28 protein-coding genes are annotated in these 26,604 nt (G+C 70.9%); 19 read left to right on the top strand and 9 right to left on the bottom strand.

The window, feature by feature from the left end; all coding sequences use genetic code 11:
* Nucleotides 1-4 precede the first annotated feature (4 nt).
* The 3 genes from moaC to DN771_RS26035 are packed head-to-tail and all read right to left on the bottom strand — an operon-like array spanning nucleotide 5 to nucleotide 2,821.
* Nucleotides 5-544: a cyclic pyranopterin monophosphate synthase MoaC gene (gene moaC, locus DN771_RS26025; protein WP_117000519.1), complete on the bottom strand. Its 540-nt coding sequence runs from the start codon at nucleotides 542-544 to the stop codon at nucleotides 5-7.
* A 47-nt stretch (nucleotides 545-591) separates the two neighbouring features.
* On the bottom strand, nucleotides 592-1,590 hold the full coding sequence (gene moaA / locus DN771_RS26030; RefSeq protein ID WP_193615417.1) for a GTP 3',8-cyclase MoaA: 999 nt from the start codon (nucleotides 1,588-1,590) through the stop codon (nucleotides 592-594).
* Nucleotides 1,591-1,600: 10 nt separating this feature from the next.
* A complete protein-coding gene (locus DN771_RS26035) occupies nucleotides 1,601-2,821 on the bottom strand; it encodes a molybdopterin molybdotransferase MoeA (RefSeq protein ID WP_117000496.1) in 1,221 nt (406 codons plus the stop codon).
* A gap of 41 nt (nucleotides 2,822-2,862) precedes the next feature.
* Between DN771_RS26035 and DN771_RS26040 the strand changes: the two genes are divergently transcribed.
* Nucleotides 2,863-3,447, top strand: coding sequence for a putative glycolipid-binding domain-containing protein (locus tag DN771_RS26040; RefSeq protein ID WP_117000520.1), 585 nt, complete (start codon nucleotides 2,863-2,865; stop codon nucleotides 3,445-3,447).
* Here the strand turns inward: DN771_RS26040 and DN771_RS26045 are convergent.
* Nucleotides 3,410-4,291 carry a UTP--glucose-1-phosphate uridylyltransferase gene (locus tag DN771_RS26045; RefSeq protein ID WP_162942424.1) on the bottom strand — a complete coding sequence of 294 codons (882 nt, stop codon included), beginning with the start codon at nucleotides 4,289-4,291 and terminating at the stop codon, nucleotides 3,410-3,412. The genes DN771_RS26040 and DN771_RS26045 overlap by 38 nt on opposite strands.
* A gap of 77 nt (nucleotides 4,292-4,368) precedes the next feature.
* On the opposite strand from DN771_RS26045, the gene DN771_RS26050 reads away from it, so the two are divergent.
* On the top strand, nucleotides 4,369-4,710 hold the full coding sequence (locus DN771_RS26050) for an FmdB family zinc ribbon protein (protein WP_117000521.1): 342 nt from the start codon (nucleotides 4,369-4,371) through the stop codon (nucleotides 4,708-4,710).
* Between the two features lie 10 nt (nucleotides 4,711-4,720).
* Here DN771_RS26050 and DN771_RS26055 read toward each other — a convergent pair whose 3' ends face one another.
* The 4 genes from DN771_RS26055 to DN771_RS26070 all read right to left on the bottom strand — a co-directional run bounded on the left by DN771_RS26055 (nucleotide 4,721) and on the right by DN771_RS26070 (nucleotide 9,055).
* Nucleotides 4,721-5,299, bottom strand: coding sequence for a CpaB family protein (locus DN771_RS26055; RefSeq protein ID WP_117000498.1), 579 nt, complete (start codon nucleotides 5,297-5,299; stop codon nucleotides 4,721-4,723).
* 49 nt (nucleotides 5,300-5,348) lie between these two features.
* Entirely contained in the window at nucleotides 5,349-6,182 is an 834-nt protein-coding gene (locus DN771_RS26060) for an undecaprenyl-diphosphate phosphatase (RefSeq protein ID WP_117000499.1), read from the bottom strand.
* Between the two features lie 28 nt (nucleotides 6,183-6,210).
* Complete coding sequence (locus tag DN771_RS26065) at nucleotides 6,211-7,551, bottom strand: TldD/PmbA family protein (protein ID WP_117000500.1); 1,341 nt, start codon at nucleotides 7,549-7,551, stop codon at nucleotides 6,211-6,213.
* Nucleotides 7,552-7,639: 88 nt separating this feature from the next.
* Nucleotides 7,640-9,055: a TldD/PmbA family protein gene (locus DN771_RS26070; protein WP_117000501.1), complete on the bottom strand. Its 1,416-nt coding sequence runs from the start codon at nucleotides 9,053-9,055 to the stop codon at nucleotides 7,640-7,642.
* A 246-nt stretch (nucleotides 9,056-9,301) separates the two neighbouring features.
* Between DN771_RS26070 and DN771_RS26075 the strand changes: the two genes are divergently transcribed.
* Together DN771_RS26075 and DN771_RS26080 are read left to right on the top strand one after the other, a co-directional pair.
* The gene (locus DN771_RS26075) at nucleotides 9,302-9,691 is read left to right on the top strand and encodes a thioesterase family protein (RefSeq protein WP_205528783.1); all 390 of its coding nucleotides are present in this window, start codon (nucleotides 9,302-9,304) and stop codon (nucleotides 9,689-9,691) included.
* A 46-nt stretch (nucleotides 9,692-9,737) separates the two neighbouring features.
* Nucleotides 9,738-10,358 carry a mycothiol-dependent nitroreductase Rv2466c family protein gene (locus DN771_RS26080; protein ID WP_117000503.1) on the top strand — a complete coding sequence of 207 codons (621 nt, stop codon included), beginning with the start codon at nucleotides 9,738-9,740 and terminating at the stop codon, nucleotides 10,356-10,358.
* 16 nt (nucleotides 10,359-10,374) lie between these two features.
* Here the strand turns inward: DN771_RS26080 and DN771_RS26085 are convergent, their stop codons facing one another.
* Complete coding sequence (locus DN771_RS26085) at nucleotides 10,375-10,830, bottom strand: SRPBCC family protein (RefSeq protein ID WP_117000504.1); 456 nt, start codon at nucleotides 10,828-10,830, stop codon at nucleotides 10,375-10,377.
* A 131-nt stretch (nucleotides 10,831-10,961) separates the two neighbouring features.
* Here DN771_RS26085 and DN771_RS26090 point away from each other — a divergent pair, with 131 nt between their 5' ends.
* The 15 genes from DN771_RS26090 to DN771_RS29860 form a co-directional block, all read left to right on the top strand.
* Nucleotides 10,962-11,936 (top strand): phosphatase PAP2 family protein, encoded by a 975-nt coding sequence (locus tag DN771_RS26090; protein ID WP_117000505.1) that lies wholly within the window; start codon nucleotides 10,962-10,964, stop codon nucleotides 11,934-11,936.
* Entirely contained in the window at nucleotides 11,914-13,893 is a 1,980-nt protein-coding gene (locus tag DN771_RS26095) for a 1-deoxy-D-xylulose-5-phosphate synthase (protein ID WP_117000506.1), read from the top strand. Before DN771_RS26090 ends, DN771_RS26095 begins: the two co-directional genes overlap by 23 nt.
* A gap of 16 nt (nucleotides 13,894-13,909) precedes the next feature.
* A complete protein-coding gene (locus DN771_RS26100; protein ID WP_117000507.1) occupies nucleotides 13,910-14,983 on the top strand; it encodes an LLM class flavin-dependent oxidoreductase in 1,074 nt (357 codons plus the stop codon).
* Between the two features lie 81 nt (nucleotides 14,984-15,064).
* Complete coding sequence (locus DN771_RS26105; protein ID WP_117000508.1) at nucleotides 15,065-15,730, top strand: hypothetical protein; 666 nt, start codon at nucleotides 15,065-15,067, stop codon at nucleotides 15,728-15,730.
* A 47-nt stretch (nucleotides 15,731-15,777) separates the two neighbouring features.
* On the top strand, nucleotides 15,778-16,431 hold the full coding sequence (locus tag DN771_RS26110) for a NifU family protein (protein WP_162942425.1): 654 nt from the start codon (nucleotides 15,778-15,780) through the stop codon (nucleotides 16,429-16,431).
* 122 nt (nucleotides 16,432-16,553) lie between these two features.
* Nucleotides 16,554-17,471 carry a cation diffusion facilitator family transporter gene (locus DN771_RS26115; RefSeq protein WP_117000510.1) on the top strand — a complete coding sequence of 306 codons (918 nt, stop codon included), beginning with the start codon at nucleotides 16,554-16,556 and terminating at the stop codon, nucleotides 17,469-17,471.
* Nucleotides 17,472-17,514: 43 nt separating this feature from the next.
* The gene (locus DN771_RS26120; protein ID WP_162942426.1) at nucleotides 17,515-18,492 is read left to right on the top strand and encodes a DMT family transporter; all 978 of its coding nucleotides are present in this window, start codon (nucleotides 17,515-17,517) and stop codon (nucleotides 18,490-18,492) included.
* 143 nt (nucleotides 18,493-18,635) lie between these two features.
* Entirely contained in the window at nucleotides 18,636-19,301 is a 666-nt protein-coding gene (locus DN771_RS26125; protein WP_117000512.1) for a thiamine diphosphokinase, read from the top strand.
* Nucleotides 19,301-20,383 (top strand): thiamine ABC transporter substrate-binding protein, encoded by a 1,083-nt coding sequence (locus DN771_RS26130; protein WP_117000513.1) that lies wholly within the window; start codon nucleotides 19,301-19,303, stop codon nucleotides 20,381-20,383. The genes DN771_RS26125 and DN771_RS26130 overlap by 1 nt, the downstream gene beginning before the upstream one ends.
* Nucleotides 20,380-21,969, top strand: a complete 1,590-nt coding sequence (locus DN771_RS26135) for an ABC transporter permease (RefSeq protein WP_117000514.1) — start codon at nucleotides 20,380-20,382, stop codon at nucleotides 21,967-21,969. Before DN771_RS26130 ends, DN771_RS26135 begins: the two co-directional genes overlap by 4 nt.
* Nucleotides 21,966-23,057 (top strand): GNAT family N-acetyltransferase, encoded by a 1,092-nt coding sequence (locus DN771_RS29855; protein ID WP_162942427.1) that lies wholly within the window; start codon nucleotides 21,966-21,968, stop codon nucleotides 23,055-23,057. The genes DN771_RS26135 and DN771_RS29855 overlap by 4 nt, the downstream gene beginning before the upstream one ends.
* An 84-nt stretch (nucleotides 23,058-23,141) precedes the next feature.
* Nucleotides 23,142-23,420: a hypothetical protein gene (locus DN771_RS26145; RefSeq protein WP_117000515.1), complete on the top strand. Its 279-nt coding sequence runs from the start codon at nucleotides 23,142-23,144 to the stop codon at nucleotides 23,418-23,420.
* Nucleotides 23,417-25,087 carry a hypothetical protein gene (locus DN771_RS26150; RefSeq protein WP_117000516.1) on the top strand — a complete coding sequence of 557 codons (1,671 nt, stop codon included), beginning with the start codon at nucleotides 23,417-23,419 and terminating at the stop codon, nucleotides 25,085-25,087. The genes DN771_RS26145 and DN771_RS26150 overlap by 4 nt, the downstream gene beginning before the upstream one ends.
* Nucleotides 25,088-25,102: 15 nt before the next feature.
* The gene (locus DN771_RS26155; RefSeq protein WP_162942428.1) at nucleotides 25,103-25,981 is read left to right on the top strand and encodes an NAD(P)-dependent oxidoreductase; all 879 of its coding nucleotides are present in this window, start codon (nucleotides 25,103-25,105) and stop codon (nucleotides 25,979-25,981) included.
* An 85-nt stretch (nucleotides 25,982-26,066) separates the two neighbouring features.
* A partial coding sequence (locus DN771_RS29860) for a hypothetical protein (RefSeq protein ID WP_162942429.1) occupies nucleotides 26,067-26,604 on the top strand: 538 nt, incomplete at its 3' end.

The raw sequence follows: 26,604 nt of genomic DNA on the forward strand, positions 1-26,604 counted from the left end.
CCGCTCACTCTGCGGAATCCCTGCCGAGCACCGCGTCGATCTCGTCGAGGGAGTCGTCGGGGGCGCCGCCGGCCCGCCGGTAGACGCCCGACCGACCGCCCGTCTTCTCCCACAACGTCAGCTCGCCGATCACCATGGAGCGGTCGGCCGATTTGCACATGTCGTAGATGGTGAGCGCCGCAGTGGCGCACGCGTGCAGCGCCTCCATCTCGACGCCGGTGCGGTCGACCGTGTCGACGTTGGTCTCGACGGCGACGAAGTCGTCGCCGATCTCGAAGTTCACCGACACCGACCCGACGAGCAGCGGGTGACAGAGCGGGATCATGTCGGCGGTGCGCTTGGCGGCCTGGATGCCGGCGACCCTGGCGACTGCGAGCACGTCGCCTTTCTTCACCTCGCGGTTGGCGATCGCCGCCGTGGTCTCCGGCGTCATGAAGACCTTGCATCGGGCGACCGCCCGCCGGTGCGTCGGCTCCTTCGGCGTGACGTCCACCATTCGCGCGCGGCCGAGGGGGTCGAGGTGCGTGAAGGAGAGGTCGCTCATCGCCACCAGTCTCTCAGACCCGGACCCTCGAGCCGGGGAACGGTCGGTCAGCCACCGATCTGCGACATCGAGCGGCGAGGCCGGACGAAGTCCACCTGGTTGATCCGATGGCCCGCCCACTTCGCTCCGACCGCCCGCTCGATCCGGGCGGCCAGTTCGTCGTCGGTCTCACCCCGGCGCATCGCAGCGCGGAGGTCGGACTCGTCGGTGGAGAACAGGCACGTGCGGAACTGTCCGTCAGCCGTGAGGCGGACGCGGTCGCAGTCGCCGCAGAACGGCTTGGTGACGCTCGGGATCACCCCGACGCTCCCCCGCCCGTCCCGGTATCGCCACCGGTCGGCGGGTGCGGCGCCCCTCGCCGGCACCGGCTCGAGCGGGAACACCTCGTCGATGCGAGCCACGATCTCGTCCTGACCGACGACGGCAGCCGAGTCCCAGCCGCCGGACGCGTCGAGCGGCATCCACTCGATGAAACGGACCTCGACGCCGTGGTCGCGCCCGAAGGCGGCGAGGTCGACCAGCTCGTCGTCGTTCACACCGCGCTGCACCACCGTGTTGATCTTCACCGGGTCGAACCCGATCTCGACGGCGGCGGCGATCCCGTCGAGTACGCGAGTCAACTCGTCGCGGCGTGTCATCGCCTCGAAGCGATCGCGGTCGAGGGTGTCGAGGCTGATGTTCACCCGGCGCAGACCGGCGTCGAACAGGCGCTGACCGACGAGCCGCAAGGTGGCACCGTTCGTGGTCATCGCCACGTCGATCGGTCCGGCCTCGGTGGACAATGCCGCCAGCGACCCCACGAGGCGATCGAGGTTGGCCCGCACCGTCGGCTCACCTCCGGTGAGGCGCACCGACTCCAAGCCGTAGCGGTCCACCAGCAGGCGGGCGAGACGCTCGATCTCCTCGAATGTGAGCACCTCGGAACGAGGGAGCCACGTCATCTCCTCGTCCATGCAGTAGGTGCAACGGAAGTTGCACCGGTCGGTGACGGAGATCCGCAGGTCGCGGATCACGCGCCCGAACGGATCGACAAGATCGCGCGTCACCCCCTGGAGACTACCTATCCAGGAGGAGCACGGCGATCTCGCCGCCGGCGGGCACGCTGTCGCCGTCGGAGAGGACGGCGATGCCGTTGGCCAGCGCCGTCGCGGCCAGCTGGTGGCTGCCCTGGGCCGACACCGGGACGACGTGGAACCGGCCGTCGTCGGCCCACTCGCCGATGACCCGGACGAGGTGGGTCTTGCCGTCGGGGCGCCGGCTCAGCTCGGCATCGCACACCGCCACGACGCTCGGGCGGGCGAGGCGGCGATGGCCCATCATCCGGCGCAGCGCCGGGCGGGCGAACATCTCGAAGCTGACGAGGGAGCTGACGGGATTGCCGGGAAGCCCGAACACCGGCGTGCCGTCGAGCAGGCCGAACGCGAACGGCTTGGCCGGCTTGATCGCCACCTGCATCCAGGTCATCTCGGCGATCCGGCCGAGCACGGCCTTGACGACGTCGTAGTCCCCCATGCTCACGCCGCCGCTGGTGACGATGGCGTCGTGACCGGCCGCCGCCTCGCAGAGCACGGCCTCCAGACGGGCCTCGTCGTCGGGCACGACACCGTAGGAGGTGACCTGGCACCTGGCCGCCTGCAGCATCGGCACCAGCATCGTGAGGTTGCTCTCGCGGATCTGACCGGGGGCCAGCGGTGACCCGTCGGTGACGAGCTCGTCGCCCGTCGACAGGACCGCGACCCTGGCCGCGGGGTAGGCCTCGACGCGCCGCGCGTTCACGCTGGCCAGCACACCGAGCACGGCGGGGGTGACGACGGTGCCGACGTGGAACAGGACGGTGCCGGCCGCCACGTCGCTCGCCGCCGACCGCACGCCGGACCCGGCCTGGACGCTCGCTGACAACTTCACCCGCGCACCGCCGTCGACGCGCTCTGAGTCCTCCACCATCACCACCGCGTCGGCACCGGGAGGGATCGGGGCGCCCGTCATGATCCGGATCGCCGAACCGGCCGTGAGCGGTTCGTCCGGCGGCGCCTGCCCCGCAGCCACCTCGCCGGCGACGGCGAGCTCGACGGCGGCGCCGGGACCGGCGCCGGCCGTGTCGCCGGCCACCACGGCGTAGCCGTCGACGGCGCTGTTGGCGAACGGCGGGACGTCCTCGGCGGCCACCACGTCGGCGGCCAGCACGAGTCCGCACGCGTCGTCGAGACCGACCGTCACCGGCGCTGCGGGCGGGCAGGATTCGAGCACGACACGCTGCGCCTCGGCCAGATCGATCATCTGTCCGACTGTACCGAGCGATGCCGGGGCAGACTGACCCGATGTCGTTCACCGCGTTCTCCGCCGACGGCCACGCTGTCGAGTGGGCGACGTGGGACGACGCCCACCGGGAGACGTTCACGCTCACCTGGGAGAACGAGGCGTGGACGGCCACCGGACACGTGGGCCGGGAGGACGTCCAGTACGTCATGCGCCTGTCCGCCACGTGGCACGTCCGCCAGTTCCTGTTGTTCCGCGACCTCGAGGAGCCCGATCTGTGGCTGGCCCTCGACACCAGGCACCACTGGGGCGAGATGAACGGCGCCTACCGCCCCGACCTCCACGGGTGCGTCGACATCGAGCTCGACTGCACACCGTTCACCCCGGCGATCCCGATCCGCCGGCTCGGCCTCGACCGGCTCGGCGTCGGCGAGGCCGCCGAGCTGCCGATCATCGAGGTGAACGTGGAGACGCTGTCGGCGGTCCCGGTGCTCGTGCGCTACGAACGCGTCGGCGAGTCGTCGTGGAGGCGGGTGACGGCGGGTGACGGCCGCGTCCGCGAGTTCGAACTGGACGACCACGGGCTGGTGGCCGTCGAACCGGGGCGGTTCAGGCGTCGGCGACCCGCACCGGGAGCGACGCGATGAAGTCGGCGAGCTCGTCGCCGAAGTCGGAACGGCGCAGGCACAGCGCGATCGCCGCCTCCAGGTAGCCGAGCGGGTTGCCGGTGTCGAAGCGGTCGATGTCGCTGAGCACACCGTGGAAGGGCGACCGGGCGGCCTGCGCCCGCAGCGCGTCGGTGAGCTGGATCTCGCCACCACGCCCGGGCTGAAGCCCGGCGATCTCGTCGAAGACGTCGGGCGTGAGCACGTAACGCCCGATGATGATGAGGTCACTCGGGGCGGCCGCCGAATCGGGCTTCTCGACCATGCCTCCGATGGCGACCACGCCGTCGGCATCGACCGGCGCCAGCGGCTCGATCACGCCGTAGGCGCCCACGTCCTCCCGGGGCACGCGCTTCAGGCCCACCACGCTGCCGCCCGAACTAACGCAGATGCCGTTCATGTGGGCGAGCAGCGACGAGTCGCCCATCAGCTCGTCGGGCAGCATCACGGCGAAGGGCTGGTCGCCCACCGCCTCGCGGGCGCAGCCCACGGCATGGCCGAGGCCCCGCGGTTGATCCTGGTAGACCACCGTCGCCTTCCAGTCGGACCCGATGCTGCGGATGCGGTCGGCGAGCTCGACGCGGCCCTGGGCCTCGAGCGCCGACAGCACCTCGGGGCTGGGTTCGAAGTATGCCTCGATCCCCGGTTTGGAGCGGCTGGACACCACGACGACGTGATCGACGCCGGCCCCGAGGGCCTCGTCGATCACCAGCTGCAGCAGAGGGGTGTCACCGATCGGTAGCAACTCCTTGGGCACCGCTTTGGTTGCCGGGAGAAACCGTGTGCCCATCCCCGCTGCGGGAATGACCGCGCAACGAACACTCACGATCCGCACCTTATCGAGGCGGGATGGCGCGTGTGGCCGCCGGGATTCCGGATGACACCGATAGCTTTCAGACGCTGATGCCTACGTACGTCTACAAGTTCGTCAAGACCGGTGAGACCATCGAGGTGCAGCAGTCGTTCACCGACGAGCCGCTCACGCAGGCCCGCAACCCGCGGACCGGCCGCACGATGGCCGTGAAGAAGGTGTTCACCCCCGTCGGCGTGACGTTCCGCGGCGACGGCTTCTACAAGACCGACAGCCGGTCGTCGTCGAAGAAGTCGTCGTCGAGCAGCGACACGACGTCATCGTCGTCGGAATCGAGCACGAGCGACTCGGGCTCGTCCAAGTCCGACACCCCGTCCAAGGCGTCCAAGTCCGACACCTCGTCGAAGGCGTCGACGCCCGCCGCCACCGACTGAGCCCGTCGCATCAGGGTTCGAGCAGCAGGCTGACGTCCCCTGTGGACGCGGCCTGACCGACCTGGGCCGCATCGTCCGCGGGCACGGCGACGAGCACGGCATCGGGCGACGCCGCCACCACCACGCCCTCGTCGGCGAGGACGATGCCGCCGCTGGCCACCCGGACCGCGTCTCCGGCCGAGACGCCGCTCGGCACCCGTTCGGCAACGGCCACGGCCAGCCAGTCGGCGGGGATCAGCGACCGGGGTGACCCGCTGGCGGCGACGTCGACCGAGACGAGCACCTCGCCGGCCGCCACGTGTTGCCGCGCGACCGCTCCGGACGAGACGTCGATGAGGGCATCGCCGGGGATGAGGGGCGCCGGGAGTTCGCGCCGGTCCACACGCCCGGCCAGCTGATCTCCAGGTGCGATGTCGGATGACGCGACGTACACGGCGCGGACGTCGCCCCACGCGCGGCGGGCGGCGTCGACGCCAGACGTCGCCGAGGCGACGGCTACCCCGGCGACGACGGCCAGGACGGCGACGACCGCCCAATAGATCCACGGCGAGCGCGCCAAGCGATGGCGCACGGTGGCGAGAACGGACATGGGCCCTCCTGCGTCGACGGGACGTCAGGGGGATGTCGGTGCCGCCACGCTACCGCCAGCCGGCGGCGACGATGACGAGCACCACGATGCCCAACGCGACCCGGTACACGACGAACGGCGTGAACGTCCTCGTGCGCACGATGCGCAGCAGCCCCCACACGGCGAACCAGCCCGACACCCCGCTGGTGAGGATGCCGACGAGCATCGGCACGCGCAGATCGGACGGGATGCCGTCGTCGGCGACCAGCCCGGCGAGCTTGAACACCACGGCGCCGGCGGTGACCGGGATCATCATCAAGAAGCTGAGCCGGGCCGCCGCGTCACGCGAGAACCCGACGCTGCGCGCCGCCGTCATCGTGATGCCCGACCGCGAGGTGCCCGGGTTGAGGGCCAGCGCCTGAGCCGCCCCCACGATGACCGCGTCGCGGGTCGAGAAGCCTTCGACCTCTCGGCGTCCGAGCGCGCGGTCGACGACTCCCAGGAGCAGACCGAACCCGATCAACGACACGGCGATGATGGTCGGTGTCCCGAGGTGCTCGTCGATCGTGTCCTCGAACAGCGCGCCGATGGCCGCCGCCGGGATCGTCGACAGGAGCAGCAGCCACGCGACGCGGCCGTCCACCGACGCCGGCGACTGGCGCTTCACCACGAGGCGCACGCCCGCGCCGATGTAGCGGGCGACGTCGGCGCGCAGGTACACGACCGCGGCGACGAGCGTGCCGAGGTGCAGGGCGACGTCGAACGCCTTCTGCGTGCCCTCGTCGTCGAAGTCGTGCCAGTCGAACAGCCAGGGCACCAGCTCGAGGTGCCCGCTCGACGAGATCGGGAGGAACTCCGACAGTCCCTGGACGAGGCCGAGGACGATCGCGTGAAAGATCGGCATGGGTGGTGGTGACCGTGGTGCCGGCGGCTCAGGAACCGGACAGCGTGACGTCGTGGATCACGAGGCTCACGCCCGCGGCGCGCATCGGGAGCCAGTCGACGTCAGCGCCGACCTCGGCGACGTCGAGCAGCATCCGCTGCAGCGTCGACGCGATGGTGAACTCCCGGACCGGGGCCCCGAGGGCACCGTTGACGATGAGCATCCCCGACGCTCCGGTGGAGAAGTCGCCGCTCACGGGGTTGACGCCCGAGTGGAGACCCTGCACGCTCTGCACCAGCAGACCGTCGTCGATGCCGGCGATGATCTCGGCCTGCGACCGCGATCCGGGCTCGAGCTGCAACGCCAGGCAGCCGGCACCGGTGCCGCCCGAATAGCCGCCGCGCACGCCATTGCCGGTGGAGGACGTTCCCGCCCGGCGGGCCGAATAGCTGGAGTGCACGAACTGGCGCAGCACGCCGTTCTCGAGGAGCACGTTGCGGCGGGCCGCCAAGCCCTCGCCGTCGACGTCGGTGGCCGTGAAGGCGAGCGGATTCGTCGGATCGTCGACGAGTGTCACGACCGGGTTGGCGACCGCCTCGCCGAGCCGGTCGCGGAACAGGCTGCGGCCCTTCACCACGGCCTCACCGTTCAGCGTCGAGCCGATGATGCCGAGAAACTGCGCGGTGACGTAGGGATCGAGCACGACCGTGAGCCGACGGCTCGACGGCTTCGTGGCCCCGAGCAGGCGGGTGGCCCGATCGGCGGCGTCCCGCGCCGCCACGTCGAGGTCGATGTCGCCGGGTCGGCGACCGACGCTGAAGCCGAAGCCGGTCTGGGTCTCGTCGTCTTCGGTGGCCAGCGTGGACACGGACACGTAGCAGCCGTTGCCCCGCCCGCTGCGACGGATGCCGGTGGTGGTGACGACGGCGTGCTCACTCCACGAATCCGCGTAGTTGGCGTCGTCGACGCGAAGGCGGGGGTCGGCGGCGAGCGCCAGCTTCTCCAGTTCGAGGGCAAGCTCGATCTTGCGGTCGGTGGCGAACGTGGCCAGTTCCTCGTTCCAGAGCTCCTGGTCGACCACGGCGACGCCGTCGGGCTCGGCGAGCCCGGCCCACTCGTCGACCGTCCCGAACTCGACGTTGTCGCGCGCTTCGGCGATCACGTCGGCGACGGCGTCGGCGTCGAGGGTTCCCGCGTAGGCGAACCCGGTGCGGCCGTCGCGGATGATCCGCACGCCCACACCCTCGCTCTGCGCCGACACGAAGTGCTCGATGTCGCCCTCGTACACCCGGACCTCGGTCTCGCCCCCGCGGGCGACGTAGGCCTCGACCTGCTCCCCGGGGAGCGCCTGGTCGACGATCCGCGATCCGAGTGCTTCCAGGTCGATCACGCCGCGGTTCCTCTCTGCTGCGTTCCCCGGCCACGCAGGCCGCGTGCCAGACCGCTCGGACCTCGCGACGCTCGCTGACGCTCGCTGATCACGCTGCCGTTCCTCCCACCGTGAGAGCCTTGACGCGGAGCGTCGGCTGGCCGGTGCCGACGGGCACGCCCTGGCCGTCCTTGCCGCACGTGCCCGGGTTGCCCATGCCGAAGTCGTTGCCGAGCATGTCGATGTCGAGCAGCGTCTGCGGCCCGTTGCCGATGAGGTTGCCCTCGCGGATCGGCTCGGTGATCTCGCCGTTCTCGATGAGGTAGGCCTCGACCATGCCGAACACGTAGTCGCCGGTGGCGGTGTTCACCGACCCGCCGCCGAGCTGGGCGACGTACACGCCGTGATCGGTCGCCCGGATGATGTCGTCGGGGTCGTCGGCGCCGTCGAGCACGAACGTGTTGGTCATCCGCACCATCGGCAGGTGCACGTAGCTCTCGCGGCGCCCGTTGCCCCGGCCGCGACGGGCCTGGTCTCCGGACGGCACGGTGCCGTTGCGGCGGGTGCGCAGGTAGTCCCACATGTAGTCGGTGAGCACGCCGTTCTCGATGAGCACGTTGCGTTGTGTGGCGTGGCCTTCGTCGTCGAAGGCCCGCGTCCCCCATTCACCATCCATCGTGCCGTCGTCGACGACCGTGACGAGCGGTGAGGCGACCAGCTCGCCGACCTTGCCGGCGTAGACGCTGGCGCTCTTGGAGACGAGGTCGGCCTCGAGGCCGTGACCGACGGCCTCGTGGAACAGGACGCCGCCGCTGCCCGCCTTGATGACCACGGGCATGCTGCCCGACGGAGCCGGACGGGCTCGGAGCTTGGTGATCGCCTGGCGGGCGGCGGTGGCCGCCAGCTCGTCGACGTCGATGCGGTCGAACAGCTCCCAGCCGATCGTGTGGCCGACGGACTGGTAGCCGGTCTGCATGCCGGTGTCGCCGTCGGCGACGACGTTGATGCGGGCCATCGTGCGCACGACCGAATCCTCGGCGAGCACGCCCTCGGTGTTGGCGACGAGCACGCTCTTGCGGCTGTCGGCGTAGCCGGCCGACACCTGGACGACCGACGCGCCGGCGCTGCGGGCCGACTGGTCCATGCGGGTGAGCACGGCCACCTTGTCGGCCTTGGCGACCGTGTCGGGTTGCCGCTCGACCCGGCCGACGTCCTGGCGCTGTCGCTGGCTGAGGGCGACGATCTTGGCCCCGCCCCCTCCGCCGCGGGCCGCCGATGCCGCGGCCTCGGCGGCCGCGGCCAGGCCGGCCTCGGAGAGGTCGGCGGTGTGGGCGAAACCGGTGGTGTCGCCGGCCACGACGCGGATGCCCGCCCCGCGGTCCCGGCCGCTGGTCACCTGTTCCACGCGCCCGTCGTCGAGCCCCGCCGACGTGGAGCGTTTGTCCTCGGCGTAGATCTCGGCGAAGTCGCCGCCAGACCGCATCGCCGTCGCCAGCACCCGTTCGAGAACGTCGTGATCGATCACGCGGATCAGACTAGGGTCCGCCGCTCGATTGTCTGCGCGCGTGTCGGCGAGTCGGGGGCGCCGCTCGCAAGGACGAGACCGCAGCAAGACTCGGAGGGGCGGAGCGTCTTGTGAGGATCGAGGACGCAGCGAGCGGCGTTATCCGGCCGCCGAGACGTCCAGACAATCGAGCGGCGGGCCCGAAGGTGAGGTGGCGAGACGCTCGTCACGACGTTTGCCGCACAGATGGGCCTAGTGTGGAGGTTTGTGACTGTTGCTACCGGGCACAAGGGCGAGGCGAAGCTCGTCGTCGCCGACGTCGATACCGCCCGGGCGCTCGGATCGGGAACCGTCGACGTGCTCGGAACGCCTCGGCTGATCGCGCTCTGCGAGGAAGCCAGCTGCCGGGCGATCGCTCCCGATCTCGCCGAGGGCACCACCACGGTCGGGATCAACGTGCGGCTCGATCACCTGCAGCCCTCCCCCATCGGCGCCGAGGTCGTCGCCGAGGCCGTGCTGGCCAAGGTCGAGGGGCGCCGGCTCACCTTCACCGTGTCGGCATCGGACGATCGCGGACTCGTCGCCGTCGGCAAGGTCGTGCGCGTCATCGTCGACATCGAGCGCTTCTTGAGTCGCTGCGGTAGCGGCTGCTCCTGACGCCGGCCGACCGCCGGCCACCACCCGGCGCGGTACCGTCCTCCCGGTGACGACCCGCGCCGACCTCTGGTTCGATCCCATCTGTCCGTTCGCGTGGGTGACGTCCCGCTGGGTGCTCGAGGTCGAGCAGGTCCGTGACGTCGAGGTGTCGTTCCACGTGATGAGCCTGTCGGTCCTCAACGCCGGACGCGAGGGCCTCCCGCAGCGATATCAGGACTTCCTCACCACCGGCTGGGGCCCGGTGCGGGTGGCCATCGCTGCCGAGCAGGCCCACGGCAACGGCGTGCTCCGTGATCTCTACACAGCGCTCGGCACTCGCATCCACCAGCAGGGCCGCGATCGGAGCCACGAGCTGTACGTCGAGGCGCTGGCCGAGGTCGGCCTGCCGACCGAACTGGCCGACGCCGCCGACGTCGACACGTACGACGAGGCGCTGCGGGCGAGCCACCACGCCGGTATGGACCCGGTGGGCGAGGAGGTCGGCACACCGGTCATCCACGTGCCCGACGCCGACGGCGCGACGGTCGCCTTCTTCGGGCCGGTGTTGACCGAGATCCCGCGTGGCGACGCGGCGGGATCGCTGTGGGACGGGGTCCTCGCCGTCGCCGGCAACCCGAGCTTCTTCGAGCTCAAGCGCACACGCACCCGCCAGCCGACGTTCGATTGACGGTGCTGGAGCCGTGTCAGCCGGCTTCCGCCAGGGCGGCGAGGCGGGCGAGCGAGGCGCTCAAGCGTTCGGGCGTGGTGGCTCGCGCCCGCGGGTAGCGGTTCTCGTCGTGCAGGTCGCTCCAGTCGTAGGTGTGAGTCACGAGCGTCCGGGCATCGTCGAGCGGCTCGAGCTCCCAGCGCCACAGGTGCCCGACGGGCGGCGTGCCCGGCTCGGCCGGCTTCCAGGCGATCCGCCGCCCCTCCTCGAACTCCACGACGTGGTTCTCCCGGACGGCGCCCATGGTGAGCAGCATGGAGAACACGTCGCCGACGCCGGTCACCCGCCTCGTCTCCTCGGCCCGGGCCAGGTTGTCGTTGCCGTCCCACTCGGGCTGGCGGGCCGGATCGGCGATCAGTTCGAAGATCGTCGCGGCGGGCGCGTGAACCTCCGCGGATGCCGACACCACACGTTGCTCGTCACTCGATGACATCCGTCAACTCTCCCAGACGGCGCTGATCGCGAACGCCGGCGACGCGTCGTACGTCTCATCACGTCGCCATGAGCTGCCCGGTCCAACTACGTAGCCCGTCCCAACTGCTGCGAGGCTCTAGCCTGGCGGACATGCAGGCTGCGACGGACCCCGCCGTCGCGACACGCCGGCCCCGCCTGTACTGGTGGAAGGAGGCGCTGTTCGCGGCTGCCTTCTACGTCGTGTACTCGTGGATCCGCAATCGCTTCGGTTCCGCAGGCATGGACGAGACCGACCGCGCGGTACAGGCCTTCACCAACGCCAAGCGGGTCATCCGGCTCGAGGAGCTGCTCGGGCTCTTCCACGAGCAGCGGATCCAGGAGTTCTTCCTGCGCTGGCCGACGTTCATCCGGGCGATGAACATCTATTACGGCACCGCCCACTTCGTGGTGACGATCGCCGTGTTCGCCCTCCTGTTCATCAAGCGGCCGGCCGTGTTCCCCCAGTGGCGCAACACCCTCGCGGTGATGACCGGTCTGGCCATCGCCGGCTTCGCCCTCTTCCCGCTGATGCCACCGCGGCTCCTCGACGTGCCGTGCGAGGACTTCGGAGCGGCGTGCCTCCACGATGGCTCGTTCGGGTTCGTCGACACGCTCAAGGTCCACGGCGGCCTCTGGTCGTTCGACTCGGGCGGCATGGCTGCGGTCTCGAACCAGTACGCGGCGATGCCGAGCCTGCACATCGGGTGGTCCACGTGGTGCGCCGTTGCGATGTGGCCGCTGCTGCGCCGGCGCTGGCAGCGCGTCGCCGTGCTGGCGTATCCGCTGCTCACGCTGTTCTGCATCATCGTCACGGCGAATCACTTCTGGCTCGACGGCGCCGGCGGGCTGCTGGTGTTCTTCCTCGGGCTCCTGGCCGGCTGGGGGCTCCATCGCTGGAACCAGGACCGGCTCGACCGCCGTGAGCTTCGCCGGCACGGTCTGACGCTCCCCGTCGTCCCACCGGCGAGTACTCCCGTCGCCGCCTTGACCGACGCCACCGAGCGGGGCGCCGAACCGGCCGCGGTCGGCGGCCACCGGGACGCGTCAGATAGCGTCGCGAGGGATGTGGCTGGAACGGATCCGTGAGCCGGGTGACCTCGACGACCTGAGTTACGAGGACCTGGCCGCGCTCGCGGGTGAGATCCGCGACTTCATCGTCGCCGCCGTCGCCGAGAACGCCGGGCATCTCGGCTCGAACCTCGGCGCCGTCGAGCTGACGCTCGCCCTGCACCGGGTCTTCGACTCCCCCACCGATGCCCTGCTCTGGGACACCGGTCACCAGGCGTACGTGCACAAGCTGGTCACGGGGCGCCGCGCCGGCTTCTCGCAGCTGCGCCAGACCGGTGGACTGTCGGGCTATCCGTCGCGTGAGGAGAGCCGGCACGACTTCGTCGAGAACTCGCACGCGTCCACGATCCTCAGCTACGCCTACGGCCTCGCGGTGGCCCGCGACCTCGGCGTGGACGACCACCGCCACATCGTCGCCGTCATCGGCGACGGGTCGATGACGGGCGGGATGGCGTACGAGGCGCTCAACAACCTCGGCCACAGCGGCAAGCGCGTCATCATCATCCTCAACGACAACGGCCGCAGCTACGCGCCGACGATCTCCAACCTGACAGCGAAACGGCCGACGGCCCACGGGACGCTCCGTACCGACGAGTCCGAGGCGTCCGACACACCCCCGCTCGTCAGCCGCATCGGCGACTGGCTGTCCCACACGCTCACCGAGATCCGCCTCAACCCGACGTACGTGCGGCGCCAGCGCAAGCTCGAGGAGTTCGTGCGCGACGTCCCCCTCGTCGGCACCCCGGCCGAGAAGGCCGTCGAGGCCATCAAGGCGGCGGCCCGTGAGTTCCTGCAGCCTCCGGCGTTCTTCGAAGCGCTCGGCGTGCGCTACGTCGGCCCGGTCGACGGCCACGACATCGCCGAACTCGAGCCGGCGCTGCGCAACGCCGTCGAGCTCTCGGCCGAAGGGCCGATCGTCGTCCACGTTCTCACGCAGAAGGGCCGCGGCTATCCGCCGGCCGAGGATGACGACGAGAAGAACCTCCACGACGCTCCGGTCTTCGACCCGATGGTCGGCCCGCCGAAGGCGGTGCCCACGGGATACACGCAGACGTTCGCCGAGTCGATCATCAAGCTGGCCGAGGCCGACCCCCGTGTGGTGGCGGTCACCGCGGCGATGCCCGGCCCCACCGGCCTGCTGCCGTTCCAGGAGCGGTTCCCCGACCGCTTCTTCGACGTCGGCATCGCCGAGCAGCACGCCGTCACGGGTGCCGCCGGCATGGCGATGGGCGGGATGCGCCCGTTCGTGGCCATCTACTCGACGTTCCTCAACCGGGCGTGGGATCAAGTGGTGTACGACGTCGCCCTGCACCGCCTTCCGGTCGTGTTCTGTCTCGACCGCGCCGGCATCACCGGTCCCGACGGCGCCAGCCACCACGGCGTCTACGACATGGCGATGCTCGCCCGCGTTCCGGGCATGCGTGTGCTCGCGCCGTCCAGTGCCCAGGAGCTCGAGGTGATGCTGAGCGACGCGATGGTCCTCGCCGACTCGGGCCCGGTGGCCATTCGCTACCCCCGCGGCCGGGCGCATCAGGTGGACGAGCTGGAGGTCGGCAGCGGACTGGCGGGCCGCAAGGTCCGCACCGCCGCCGACCCGGCCTCGGCGGCGTGCATCATCGCCATCGGCAAGCTCGTCGCCACCGCCCAGAAGGCGGCCGAGGAGCTGGCGGCCGAGGGCATCGACGTGACCGTCTGGGACGCTCGCTGCTGCTGTCCGCTCGACCCCGAGATGCTCGCCGACGCCGCGGCTCACCGCGCCGTGGTGACGGCGGAGGACGGGGTTCGCACCGGGGGCATCGGGATGACGATCGCCGAATGCGTCGGGACGGCGTCGCCCGGCGTTGGCGTGTCGGTGCTCGGCCTGCCGACCCAGTTCATCAGCCACGCCGGCACTCCCGACGAGCTGCTCGCCAAGTTCGAGCTCGATGCCGCCGGCCTCGCCACCGCCGTCCGGGAATTGTTGAGCGCGCCCTGACGTTTTCCCCGGTCGTATGACTGCGACCGCGAACGACACGACCGCCGACGACACCACGACCTCCGCCCATACCGGAGGGCGGCGGCTGCACCGGTCGGTCCTCGACCTGTCGATGGTGCCCGACGGCTCGTCGTCGGGCGACGCCCTGCGAGAGACGACCGAGCTGGCCCGTCGCGCCGAGGAGCTCGGCTACGAGCGGTTCTGGGTCGCCGAGCACCACAACATGCCGACGATCGCCAGCACGTCGCCCCCGGTGTTGATGGCCCACCTCGCCGCGTCGACGTCGCGGATCCGCATCGGGTCGGGCGGTGTGATGCTGCCCAATCACCCGTCGCTCGTGGTGGCCGAGCAGTTCGCCATGCTCGAGGCACTGCACCCCGGCCGCATCGATCTCGGCATCGGACGAGCGCCCGGCACCGACGGAGCGACCGCTGCGGCCCTGCGGCGCGATCCGAGCGGACTCGGCGCCGAGGACTTCCCGGGCGAGCTCCTCGACCTGATGGGCATGCTGGGTGACCGGCGCCGCGACCGCGGCGCGTGGGACCGCTTCCGGGCGACGCCGGTGCTCGGCTCGACCCCGGAGGTGGTGCTCCTGGGTTCGAGCGGCTACTCGGGGCAACTCGCCGGCCTGCTCGGCCTCCGTTACGCCTTCGCCCACCACTTCGACGTCGGCACGGCGATCAGCACCCTCGACGCCGTTGCTCTGTATCGGGAGTCGTTCCGTCCGTCGGCGGTGCTCGACGAGCCGTACACCATCGTGACGGCGGGAGTGCTCGCTGCCGAGTCCGACGAGCGGGCCCGCTATCTCGCCGCCCCGGCCCAGCTGGCGATCCTCGCCCTGCGCACCGGCCGCCGCATGGGGTTGCTGTCGCCCGAGGATGCCGCCGCCCACCCCGACGTCGAGACCGCCCGGTCGATGCCGTCCAACCGTGTGGTCGGCGGCCCCGACACCGTGGCCCAGCAGCTGATGGAGCTCGCCGCCCGCACCGAGGCCGACGAGCTGATGGTATCGACGATGGCCTATGGCCTCGACCAGCGCATCGACACCTTGCGCATCGTGAGCGAGGTGTTGCCGGAGCGGGTGGCCTGACCGATCACATCCTGCGCCCCAGCGCCTGCCGCGAGCGGGGGAACTTGCAGCAAGCGTTAGGGCTTCCTAACATGCGTCGGCATGGGAGCCGACTCAGCAGTCCTCCGTGAGGCCGACATCATCGCGCTCCGCCGAGCCGCGGCGATGGCCCACACGATCGGAGGCATCACGATCCGCCTGCGCTCGGCGGGCAGGGTCCTGGCGACGGTGCTCCCGGCAGGGGCGCACCACGAGCCGGCGACCGGCCTGCCCACCGCCGACATGACCGCTGGCCCCGTGCTCGACAGCTGCGGGTTCCGCATCGCCGTCGCCAAGGCGTGGAACGACCACCGGAGCGGCCAGCGCGTCGCCCTCGCCGGGCACCACGTCAGCGACCTCGAGATCGACTGGGCCATCGCCCGGCCCGGCCGCCTGCTCGGATTCGGTGCGGTTCGCACCCAGTGCGCCGGGCGCCTGGTGTGGGCCATGCCGTCGCTGCTGGCCCCGTCCGATCTCGGGGCCGTGCTGGAGGAGGTCGACGCCGACGCCGGCGACGCCCCCGACTCGCTGCTCGAGTCCGTGCAGGCTCGCCTCGTGCGCGACGACCTGCTCGGCATCTCGGTCGTGCATGTCGAAGTGGACCGGGCCGCCCATCCCCAACAGACCGCGCCGGCCCAGCTGATGGTGCTGCTCGATGAGGTCATCTGCCGGCTGGTCGCCGCGTCGGCGGTCGCCGAGCTCCTGGAATCGGTCGCCGCCGTCGCCTGACGCTCCGATCCGGCCGGCCCGTGACGTGTGGCGATAGCGTGATCGACATGAGCCCGCTGGAGGATCTTGCCGGGGCGACCTCGCTGGGGACGAGCGAGCCGATCATCGACATCACCGACGCCGCGCTGGCGAAACTCGTCGAGCTCCGCAACGAGGAACCGGATGCCGATCAGCTCGGCCTCCGTCTCGAGATCGCGTCGGCTCCAGGCGAGGACTTCCGCTACGAGCTCGGCTTCGAGGAGTTCGTGTCGGCGCCCCTCACCGACGAGGTCCGCACCCATGGGGCCGGCGAGCGGTCGATCAAGGTGATGGTCCCGGCGAAGGATCTCGACCAGCTCCGCGGCGCGACCCTCGACTTCACCGAGTCCCAGGGTCTGGTCATCCGCAACCCGAACCGTCCCGCGGCGCCGACGATCGAAGGGTTGATCACCGACGACGAGCTGTCCGCCGAGATCGAAGCGGTGCTCGCCGCCGAGGTGAATCCCGCGCTGTCGTCGCACGGCGGGTTCGTCACGTACATGGGCCACGACAGTGACGGCACGGCGTTCATGACCATGGGCGGCGGGTGCCACGGCTGCTCCATGAGCCGCATGACGATGCTCGACGGGGTCCAGACGATGCTCGTCGAGGCCGTTCCCGGTGTCACCGCCGTGAAGGACCTCACCGACCACACCACCGGCGCCAACCCCTACTACCAATAGTCTGCGTTCCCCGGCCACGCAGGCCGACGCGCCGGCACCCTCCGCTAGCGTTCCGGGTGCCTATCCCCTCGGACCTCGGGACGCTCGCTGCGCTCGCTGAACTGCCGAGCTAGTTTCGTCGCGTGACCGAGGGATCCAAGCGGGCGATACTCGCCGCGTTCCTCGCCAACCTCGGCATCGCCATCGCCAAGTTCGTCGGTTTCCTCATCACGCGATCGGCCGGCCTACTGGCCGAGTCGATCCACTCCCTGGCCGACACGGGCAACCAGGGCCTGCTGATGCTCGGAAACCGCCGAGCCCGCCGACAGCCCGACGCGGAGCATCCGTTCGGCTACGGGCGCGAGCGGTTCTTCTGGGCCTTCGTCGTGGCGCTCGTGCTGTTCTCCATGGGTGGGCTCTTCGCCCTCTACGAGGGCATCTCCAAGCTCAGGAACCCCCACGAGGTGGACAACCTTCCGGTTGCCATCGGCATCCTCGTGTTCGCCGCGTGCCTCGAGGGCATGTCGTTGCGCACGGCGGTGCGCGAGGCCCGCGCCCACAAGAAGCCCGGCGACTCGTGGCTGCGGTTCATCCGCAAGGAGAAGACGCCCGAGCTCCCCGTCGTCCTGCTCGAGGACGTCGGGGCCGAGATCGGTCTCCTGCTCGCCCTGTTCGGCGTGCTGATGGCCCACGTCACCGGCGAGCCCCGCTGGGACGCCGTGGGCTCGATCGCCATCGGCATGCTGCTCGTCGTGATCGCCATGACACTCGCCGTCGAGATGAAGGGGCTGCTCATCGGCGAGGCCGCCGACGAGGACACGTTGGCCGACATCACCGCTGCGCTGGCCGCCGCGCCCGGCGTCCGGAGCGTGATCCACATGCGGACCGAACACATCTCCCCGGAGGATCTCCTCGTCGCCGCCAAGCTCGAGTTCGACCCCGGCGCCACCCTGGCGACGCTCGCCGAGCGCATCGACGGTGCCGAGGCCCGGCTGCGGGCGGCGGTGCCCGCGGCGCGCCTCGTGTTCATCGAGCCCGACGTCCGTCACAGCATCGATTGATTCCGACGAGGAGCCGACAGGTGACGTCTGCTTTGATCCCTTGGTGACCTCCCCCGCGCCCCAGCATCGCCACGGGAGAGGTATCGCCGTGATGGTCGCCTCGATCGTCACGCTGTCGTCGGGCTCGACGGTGGTCAAGTGGGGCGAGGCTCCGGGCACGGTGATCGCCGCCTGGCGGCTCGTCGGTGCCAGCCTCGCGTGGTGGGTGGTGTTGCTCGTCCGCCGACGCCGGCGCGGCACGCCGTTTCCGTCCAAGGAAACGTGGCGGGCGGTCGGCCCGGCCGGCGTGTTCTTCGGGCTCGACCTGGCGATCTTCTTCGCCGCGGTCAACGAGACGAGCGTGGCCCACGCCGAGTTCATCGGTGCGCTCACACCGCTCGTCCTCCTGCCGATCGCGGTCGTCGCCTTCCGCGAACGCCCCAACCCCAGGGCCCTCCCGTTCGGGCTCGTCACCCTCGCCGGGCTCGGCATCGTGATCTTCGCCGGCAGCAGCAGTGGCACCGCCACCGTGCGCGGCGATCTGATGGCCGGCATGGCGGTGTGCTGCTGGGTCGGCTACCTCGTCTTCAGCCGCCGGGCCCGAGCGACCGTCGGTGTCGTCGACTTCATGTCGACGGTGATGCCGATCGGGTTGCTCGTCGCCACCCCCGCGGCGATGCTCGATGCCGGCGGGAAGCTCTGGCCCCTCGACGGCCGGGCGTGGGTCGCCGTGGCCATCTTGTCGGTCACCACCGGGATGGTCGGCCACGCCCTCATCGCCACGGCCCAGCGCCTGCTCGAGGTGGGCACGATCTCGGTGATGCAGGTCGCCCAACCGGCCGCCGCTGTCTGCTGGGCGTACTTCGTGCTCGGCGAGACGATCGTGGCCGCCCAGATTCCCGGCATGTTCCTCGTGATCGCTGGGCTCGTGGGCTTCACGGTGCTCCAGCGACGCACGGCACCGGCGCCGCCGGCGTCGCTGTGCGAGCCGGCCGACACTCCGCCGAACGGCATCGCCGCCGTGCCCAGCGCGGCCGACTGACCACCGGCGAGGGCTGCTTCCGGCTCGTCCGGCAGTAGAGTCGGTGGGGAACGACGGGGAGCTCACGGGAACGGTGGGCTGAGAGGGCGATCGCCGAGCGCCGACCCGAGAACCTGATCCGGGTAATGCCGGCGGAGGAAGCCGTGGACGACGAGCGCGACGAAGACTGCGTGGTGATCGTCACCGGCGCGGCCCGCCTCGCTCGCGCCGCCATCGACGCGATCCCGGTCGACGCGATCGTCGTCGCCGCCGACGGCGGCCTCGACCACGCGCTCGCCGCCGGCCTGACCCCCGACGTCCTGATCGGCGACCTCGACTCGGTGTCGGCGGAGGGGCGGGCCTGGGCCGAAGCCAACGCCGAGATCGTCACCCACCCCGCCGACAAAGCCGCCACCGACACCGAGCTCGCCGTCGCCCACGCGGCATCGAGACGGCCGCGGCGCCTGCTGATGCTCGCCGGATCGGGCGATCGGGTCGACCACACGATCGCCGCCATCGGGGCCCTCGGGAGCCCGACGACCTCCGCCGTACCCCGCGTGGGCGGGTGGTGGGGCGGGCAAGAGCTCCTCGTGGTGCGCCCGGACCGCCCGGTGTCGTTCGACGCCGCGCCGGGTACGACGTTCTCGGTGCTCGCCCTGCACGGACCGTGCACCGGCGTCGACGTCAGCGGTGCCCGCTGGCCGCTCGCCGGCGCCGACCTCGGCCCGGTCGTCGGCCTCGGCGTGTCCAACGAGGTCGCCACATCCCCCGTCTCCATCGCCGTCGCCGACGGTGTGCTCACCGTCACGATCTCGAGAGGTCCCCGTTGATGAAGCCCCGCTCCGTTCTCGTCCCGATCGCCGCCCTCGCCGGGGTGGCGCCGTTCGCCGCCACGGCGGCCGCCACCGCCGTCACGGCCGACGAGCAGGCCACGGTCACGCTCCTGACGTACGACTCGTTCCCCACCGCTGACACGACCCTCAACCAGTCGCTCGATCGGTTCACCGCCGAGACCGGCATCGAGGTCGAGATCCTCGTCGCCGGCGACACCGGCACGATGGTGTCGAAGGCGATCCTCACGGCCGGCAACCCCGAGGGCGACGTGCTCTTCGGCGTCGACAACACGTACGTCTCACGAGCCGTCGAAGGTGGTGTGTTCGAGCCCTACGAGGCTTCCGGGCTCGAGGCCGTTCTCGCCGAGTTCCTCGAGGCGGCACCCAGCGACGCCGACGGCCCGCTCGTCACCCCGGTCGACTACGGCGACGTGTGCGTCAACTACGACATCGACTGGTTCGACGAGCACGACCTGGAACCTCCCGCCGACCTGCGATCGCTGACCGACCCGGCGTACGAGGACCTGCTCGTCGTCGAGAACCCGGCGACGTCGTCGCCAGGCCTGGCGTTCCTGATGGCGACGGTCGCCGAGTTCGGTGGCGACTGGCCCGAGTTCTGGGCCGACCTCGACGCCAACGGCGTCGAGGTCGTGGACGACTGGACGGGCGCCTACTACGAGCGGTTCAGCGGCGCCAGCGACGGCCCCAAGCCGCTCGTGGTCAGCTATGGCAGCAGCCCGCCCTTCGAGGTGATCTACGCCGAGGAGCCGGTCGAGCAGCCCTCGACGGGCGTGCTCGCCGACACGTGCTTCCGCCAGATCGAGTTCGCCGGGGTCCTGGCCGGGACGGACGCGCCGGCCGAAGCCCGCCAGCTCGTCGACTGGATGATCGGGGCCGACTTCCAGGCCGAGATCGCCCTCAACCTGTTCGTCTACCCGGTCAACGACGCCGTCGCCCTGCCGGCGGAGATCGAGGAGTTCTCGGTCGTGCCCGACGAGCCGTACACGCTCGAACCCGACGAGATCACGGCCAATCGTGAAGAGTGGATCGAGGTGTGGACCGACACCGTGCAGCGGTGAACCGTCTCCCCCGGTGGTTCGTGCCGGCGCTCGCCGCCGGCCCCGCCGTGGTCCTCGTCGTCTTCTACGCCTGGCCGTTCGCCACGCTGCTGGCTCGCGGCCTGTCGGCAGCGGCGCTCGCCGACACGATGGCCGACGGCCTCACCTGGCGGGTCGCCTGGTTCACGTTGTGGCAGGCGGTGGCGTCGACGGTGCTGACCCTGCTCGTCGGGATCGCCCCGGCCTACGTGATGGCCCGCTACCACTTCGTCGGGCGACGGGCACTGGACGGCCTGCTCGCGGCTGTCTTCGTCCTGCCGACCGTCGTGATGGCGGCGGCGATGATGGCCGTGCTGCCCACGTCGCTCGACAGAGGGGTCGTGGCGATCCTCGCCGCCCACGTGACGTTCAACCTCGCGGTCGTCGTGCGGACGGTCGGGGCTGTGCTGGCGACGGTGCCGCGTGATCGCGAGGCCGCGGCGGCCACGCTCGGCGCTGCTCCATGGCGCGTCTTCGTCACCGTGACGCTGCCGGCGATCCGCCCGGCGCTCCTCGCCGCCGCAGCCATCGTGTTCGTCTTCACGTTCACGTCGTTCGGCGTGGTGCGCCTGCTCGGCGGCGTCCACCGATCGACGATCGAGGTGGAGATCTGGCGGCAGGCGACGCAGTTCGGCGACATCGGCTCGGCGGCCACGCTCACCGTGATCCAGCTCGTCGTCGTGGCGTGCGCCGTGGGGGTCACCGTCGTCCTGCAGCGGCGTGGAAGCCGGTCGCTGGGCCTGCGCGTCGACGCGACGCGCCGCCGTCCCGCCTTCCCACGCCAGCGGGCCCTGGTCGTCGTGACGGCGCTGCTCACCGCGGCGGTGGTGGTCACGCCGCTCGTCGCCCTGGTCGAACGCTCGCTGCGCACGAGCGACGGTCACTCGTTGCACGCGTGGCGCACGCTCGGCTCCACGGAGATCCGGCCGGGTATCTCGCTCGGCATCGATCCGCTGGCATCGCTCGGCGTCTCGCTGCGCACGATGCTGGCGGCGACGGCCATCGCCGTCGTCGTCGGGACGTTGGCGGCCGTCGCCATCGCCACGGCGCGGCGCGGCGCGCGGGTGTTGGACACGGCGATGATGCTGCCCGTGGCGACCTCGGCGATCACGATCGGCTTCGGCATGCTGATCACGTTCGACGTCCCACCGGTCGACTGGCGGGCCGAGCCGTGGCTCGTGCCGGTGGGCCACGCGCTCGTCGCCATCCCGTTCGTGGTGCGTACCGTGCTGCCCGTGCTGCGTGGCATCGACCAACGTCGCCTGGAGGCGGCGGCAACGCTCGGGGCGTCGCCGCTGCGCGCGTGGGCGACGGTCGTCTCGTCGCACCTGCGCCGGCCCGTGATCGCCGCGGCCGGGCTCTCGGCGGCGATCTCGCTCGGCGAGTTCGGCGCCACCAGCTTCCTGTCCCGCACCGGTCGGCAGACGATGCCGATCGCCATCGAGCAGTTGCTCGGACGGCCCGGCGCGGTGCTCCAGGCGCAGGGATATGCGCTCTCGGTGATCCTCGCCGTCGCCACGATCGCCGTGGTGATGGCGCTCGACGTGACCGCCCGGCGGGCCTCGTGACGCCCCGGCTCGCCGTCGTCGACGTGTCGGTCGCCTTCGACGCCGTCGAGGTGCTGGCTGGCGCCGACCTCGAACTCGGCGCCGCCGAGGTGGTCGCCCTGCTCGGCCCGTCGGGCAGCGGCAAGAGCACGCTCCTGCGCGTGATCGCCGGCCTGCTGCGCCCCGACAGCGGGACGGTCTCGATCGACGGCACCGATGTGACGCGGCTGCCGACGCACCGGCGGGGCGTGGGCATGGTGTTCCAGGACGAGCAGCTCTTCGACCACCTCGACGTGGCGGCCAACATCGGCTACGGCCTGAAGATGGCAGGGATGCCGGCCCGGGCACGGAGCGAGCGCGTCGCCGAGCTGCTCGAGCTCGTCGGCCTCGCCGGGAGCGGGCATCGGGACGTCACCACGTTGAGCGGTGGCGAGGCCAAACGCGTCGCCCTTGCCCGATCGCTCGCGCCCCGCCCACGGGTGCTGCTGCTCGACGAGCCCCTCACCGGCCTCGATCGCGAGCTCCACGACCGGTTGGCGACCGACCTCGCGCGGATCCTGCGCGAGGAGCACACGTCGTCGCTGCTCGTCACGCACGACCGCGACGAGGCGGCCACGATCGCCGACCGCATCGTGACGATCGGCGACGTCACGGGCGCGGCCCACGAGTTCGTCGCCGCGCCGGTCCCCGTCGCCGACGTCCACAACCTGAGGCGGCGCGTGCTTCGTCGGGGCACACCGAGCGACAATGTCGACTTCGCAGGAGACGACGATCCGCGCACCCGGCATCTTGCCGTGCGTGACCGGTCGGGCGAGGTGATCGCCACGTCCACGTGGAGCGAGCAGGAGTGCCCCGACCGTCCCGGCCGGCGCGCCCTGCAACTGCGCGGCATGGCCGTCGACGACGCCTGGCAGGGCCGCGGCCTCGGAGTGGTGCTGCTGGAGGCCGGGCTCGATCTCGCCGCGGCCCGGCAGATCGATCTGGTGTGGGCCAACGCGCGGGACGGCGCCCTCGGCTTCTACACGGGGCACGGCTTCGCCGTCGTCGGCGACGGCTTCGTCACCTCCGACACCGGTCTTCCCCACCACCGCGTCCTGCACGAGCGCTGAACTTTCCTTTCCGTTTTCGGTCCGCCGCCGCGCTCTTGGGGTGTGAGCGGCTCCGTTGGACCCGCCGGACGTGGAGAGGGACTCGTGGACCCGATCGTGCACAACCTGAGAGCGCGTGCCGCCGACCTGCGACGCCTGGCCACCGAGCTCGATACCGCGCCCCTCCGGTCGCTCCGGTCGATGGCGGGAACCGACACGTGGGTGTGCGACGCCGCCGACGCCTACCGGGAACGGCTGGTCGAGTTCGAACACGACCTCGACCGCGCCGCCGCGGACCTGCGTGATCAGGCGCTCCTGCTGGAGCGGCGGGCCGACGCCAGGGAAGCCGATCTGATCGCCGCCGCGGCCGAGGTCGTGCCGTGAGTGGTCGCTTCGTCGGCTTCGACCCGGCCCGCGTCACGACGCTGTCGATCCACACCGCCGCGGCGGTGGAGCATCTCCGAGGCGTCCGCACCGCCGACCTCGCTGCGCTTGCTGCCCTGACGAGGATCGGCCACGTCCGCTTCGAGTTGGAGACGCTGTGGATGCCGGCGATCGCTCGCGTCACGGGCGACCAGTCGATGATCGGGTGGAGTGCTGCCGAGCCAGGGCCGCCCCCGACGCCGTGGGACCAGCTCGTGGCATCGGCGAGCGCCGAGAGCGACAGGCCGGCGACCGACGATCCGCCGTCGGAGGGGTACCTCGACGAGGATCACAGCGACCTGACCGCCACCCTTCGTCCCGACATGCCGGCGACGACCACCGGGACCGAGTGGGGTGCCCTGTCCCCGTGGCAGCAGGAATGGCTGCTCGTCAACCAACCCGACGTGGTGATGGCCTACATGCTCCGGCACGGCAACGTGCTCACCGCCGAGCAGCTGGACGAGCTCGAGCGGGCCAACGGCTTCGCCGAGTTCAGCGAGACGTTCCTGGCCACGTTCGGCGTGGAGGTCGGGGTCCGATGGATCGCCATCGACCTCGGTTCGAGCTCCGAGCTACGCCTCTCCTACATGAGCGACGGCACGGTGGAGGCGGTCGTGACCCAGAAGGACTCGCTCGGGTTGGTCGTCGACGCCGGCGAGATCGAGATCGGTGCCGGCGTCTACGTCGTCGCCGGCCAACGGCTGGTGTTCGCCGACGAGGAGGAGGCACAGCAGGCCGTGGACACCCTGATCGCCGCCTCCAACGTCTCGTTGGCCGACCAGGGCCGACGGATCGCGAACGGCATGCTCTTCGACGACTGGAGGACCGACGTGCAGAAGAAGGTCGACCAGCTGTGGGACGACCACGGTGTGGAGGACACCGACGAGGTGGGTGTGTACGTCAGCGCCCACGGCGAGATCAGCGGCGCGCTCGCGATCAGCGGGGACGCCGCCCTCGAAGCCGGCGTGTACACCTCGACCGATGCCGACGGCAACGCCACGCGGCAGGGTGTGAGGGTCGCCGGCTCCATCAGCGGGTCGGTCACCGAGGACGGGTCGACCGCCACGGGGAGCGCATCCGCCGTCGTCGATGTGCACCGCGAGCTGTCGACCGGTGAGGAGTTCGTGACGGTCACCATCGCCGCCCGGGGCGGAGGTGGCGTGTCGTCGAGCATCGCGCCGGTGACGGGGAGCGGGGTCGACGTGTCGTCCAGCGCGACGCGATCGACCGTGGTCACCACCACCGTCACCGTGCCGATCGACCACGACACCGCCGGCAACGCCGGCGAGATGATCGAGGGCGTGCTCTCGGGCGAGCTGCCGGTGAACGCGATCGAGGCGCTGTACGACGACGCCGACATCACGATCACCATCGACGTGGTCTCGTCCGAGACGGTGGGCGAGACCACCGACGGCGGGGCCGTCGAGGTGGAGTCCAGCTACTCCGTGAGCCAGGGCCGGAACGTCGCGACGTTCCACAAGAGCCCTCATGGTGAGATGTACTCGCAGAACGATCTCGACGCCGTGATCGACAGCGTGCGGGGGGCGTCCGGCCTGCCCGTCGACGGTTCCGGGAGCGGTGAAGCCGGCGGCGGCACCGTGTCGTGGGACGACACCTCGCCCAATTAACTAATGTCGCTAGGCATGGCGACACTTTCGAGCATCGCGAGTCCGATCACCGTCTCGCCGGTCACGACAGTCGGTTTCATCGGCCTCGGCGATCAGGGCGAGCCGATGGCCGTGCGCATCGCACGAGCCGGCTTCGATCTGGCCGTCTTCGCCAGACGGATCGCCCAGACGGACACGGCACGTGCCGCCGGAGCCACCGTCGTCGAGTCGGTCGCCGAGCTCGCGGCCCGGAGCGACCTCGTCGGCGTTTGCGTCGGCAACGATGCGGACGTCGTGGAGGTCGCCGACGCCGCACTGCCCCACCTCCGGCCGGGATCGATCCTGGCCCTCCACAGCACGGTGCACCCCGAGACCTGCCGGCGAATCGGAGCCTCAGCCGCTCGCTCGGGGGTCGCCGTGGTCGACGCGCCGGTCTCGGGGGGTCGAGCTCGAGCAGCGACGGGCACACTGACCACGATGGTGGGCGGCGAGACTCCGGCAGTCGACGCCGCTCGACCCGTGATCGACGCGTTCAGCGCCCTCGTCGTCCACGCCGGCGGCATCGGCACCGGGCAGATTCTGAAGTTGGTCAACAACTACGCGTTCACCGCCCAGGTCGGGGTCCTCGCCGACCTGGTCGAGTTGTGCGCGGCGCTGGAGCTCGACGTGGAGCAGGCGGCCACCGCACTGGCCGCATCGACGGGCGGCTCCCGTGCGACCGAGATGTTCGTCGCCGGCGGATGCGCGCACCCCTTCCCCCGCCACTCGGACGGCCGCAGACGTGGGGCCGAACTGCTGTCGAAGGACGTCGCACACATGGATGCCGTCGCCGCGGCGGCGGGGGTCTCGTTCCCGCGGACACTGGACCGGATGGCACGTCACGGATTGGCGATCGCCAGCGACGCGCCGGACTGACGTCATCCTGTCCGCGCACATCGTGCCGATCCTGCCGATTTGTGCGGACAGACAGAACAATCACGAGAAAATAGCCGAACACCTGTTGCACAGCGGAGCGCAGTCGACTAGCGTTTCGTCATGGCCTCCCGGCGACCGCCCAGACCTCGACCAGCTCCACGCTGCCGTCGACGCCCTCGGCACCGCGTTCGCCGACCTCGCCGTCGAAACGTTCACCACCGACACCCTCAAACACGCCAGCCTCGAAGTGACACGCGCGGCCAACATGATCGACGGCATCCGCGCCGACCTCGCCCGCAAAGAACGCGACCTCCGCCCACCCGCCGGCACCATCCCACCCCCACCCAGCCGCTCCCTCGACCCCCGAGGACAACGCCCCAACCGCCAACCCGAACGCGATTCATCACGCTCCGACCTGTTCGACCAGCTACCCGCACTCGGCGACGCCACCCGCCGCGGTGACCTCTCCGGCGCCTACGCCGACACCGTCAGCAACGCCACCAGTCGCCTCTCACCCGACGAACGAACCGCGTTCTACCAGCGCTACCGCAACGACCTCACCACCCACGCCCTGGGCAACGATCTGCACAGCTTCCGGGTCCACGTCCGCGGCCTCGTCGACG

Source organism: Desertimonas flava (assembly GCF_003426815.1).
GTDB lineage: Bacteria > Actinomycetota > Acidimicrobiia > Acidimicrobiales > Ilumatobacteraceae > Desertimonas > Desertimonas flava.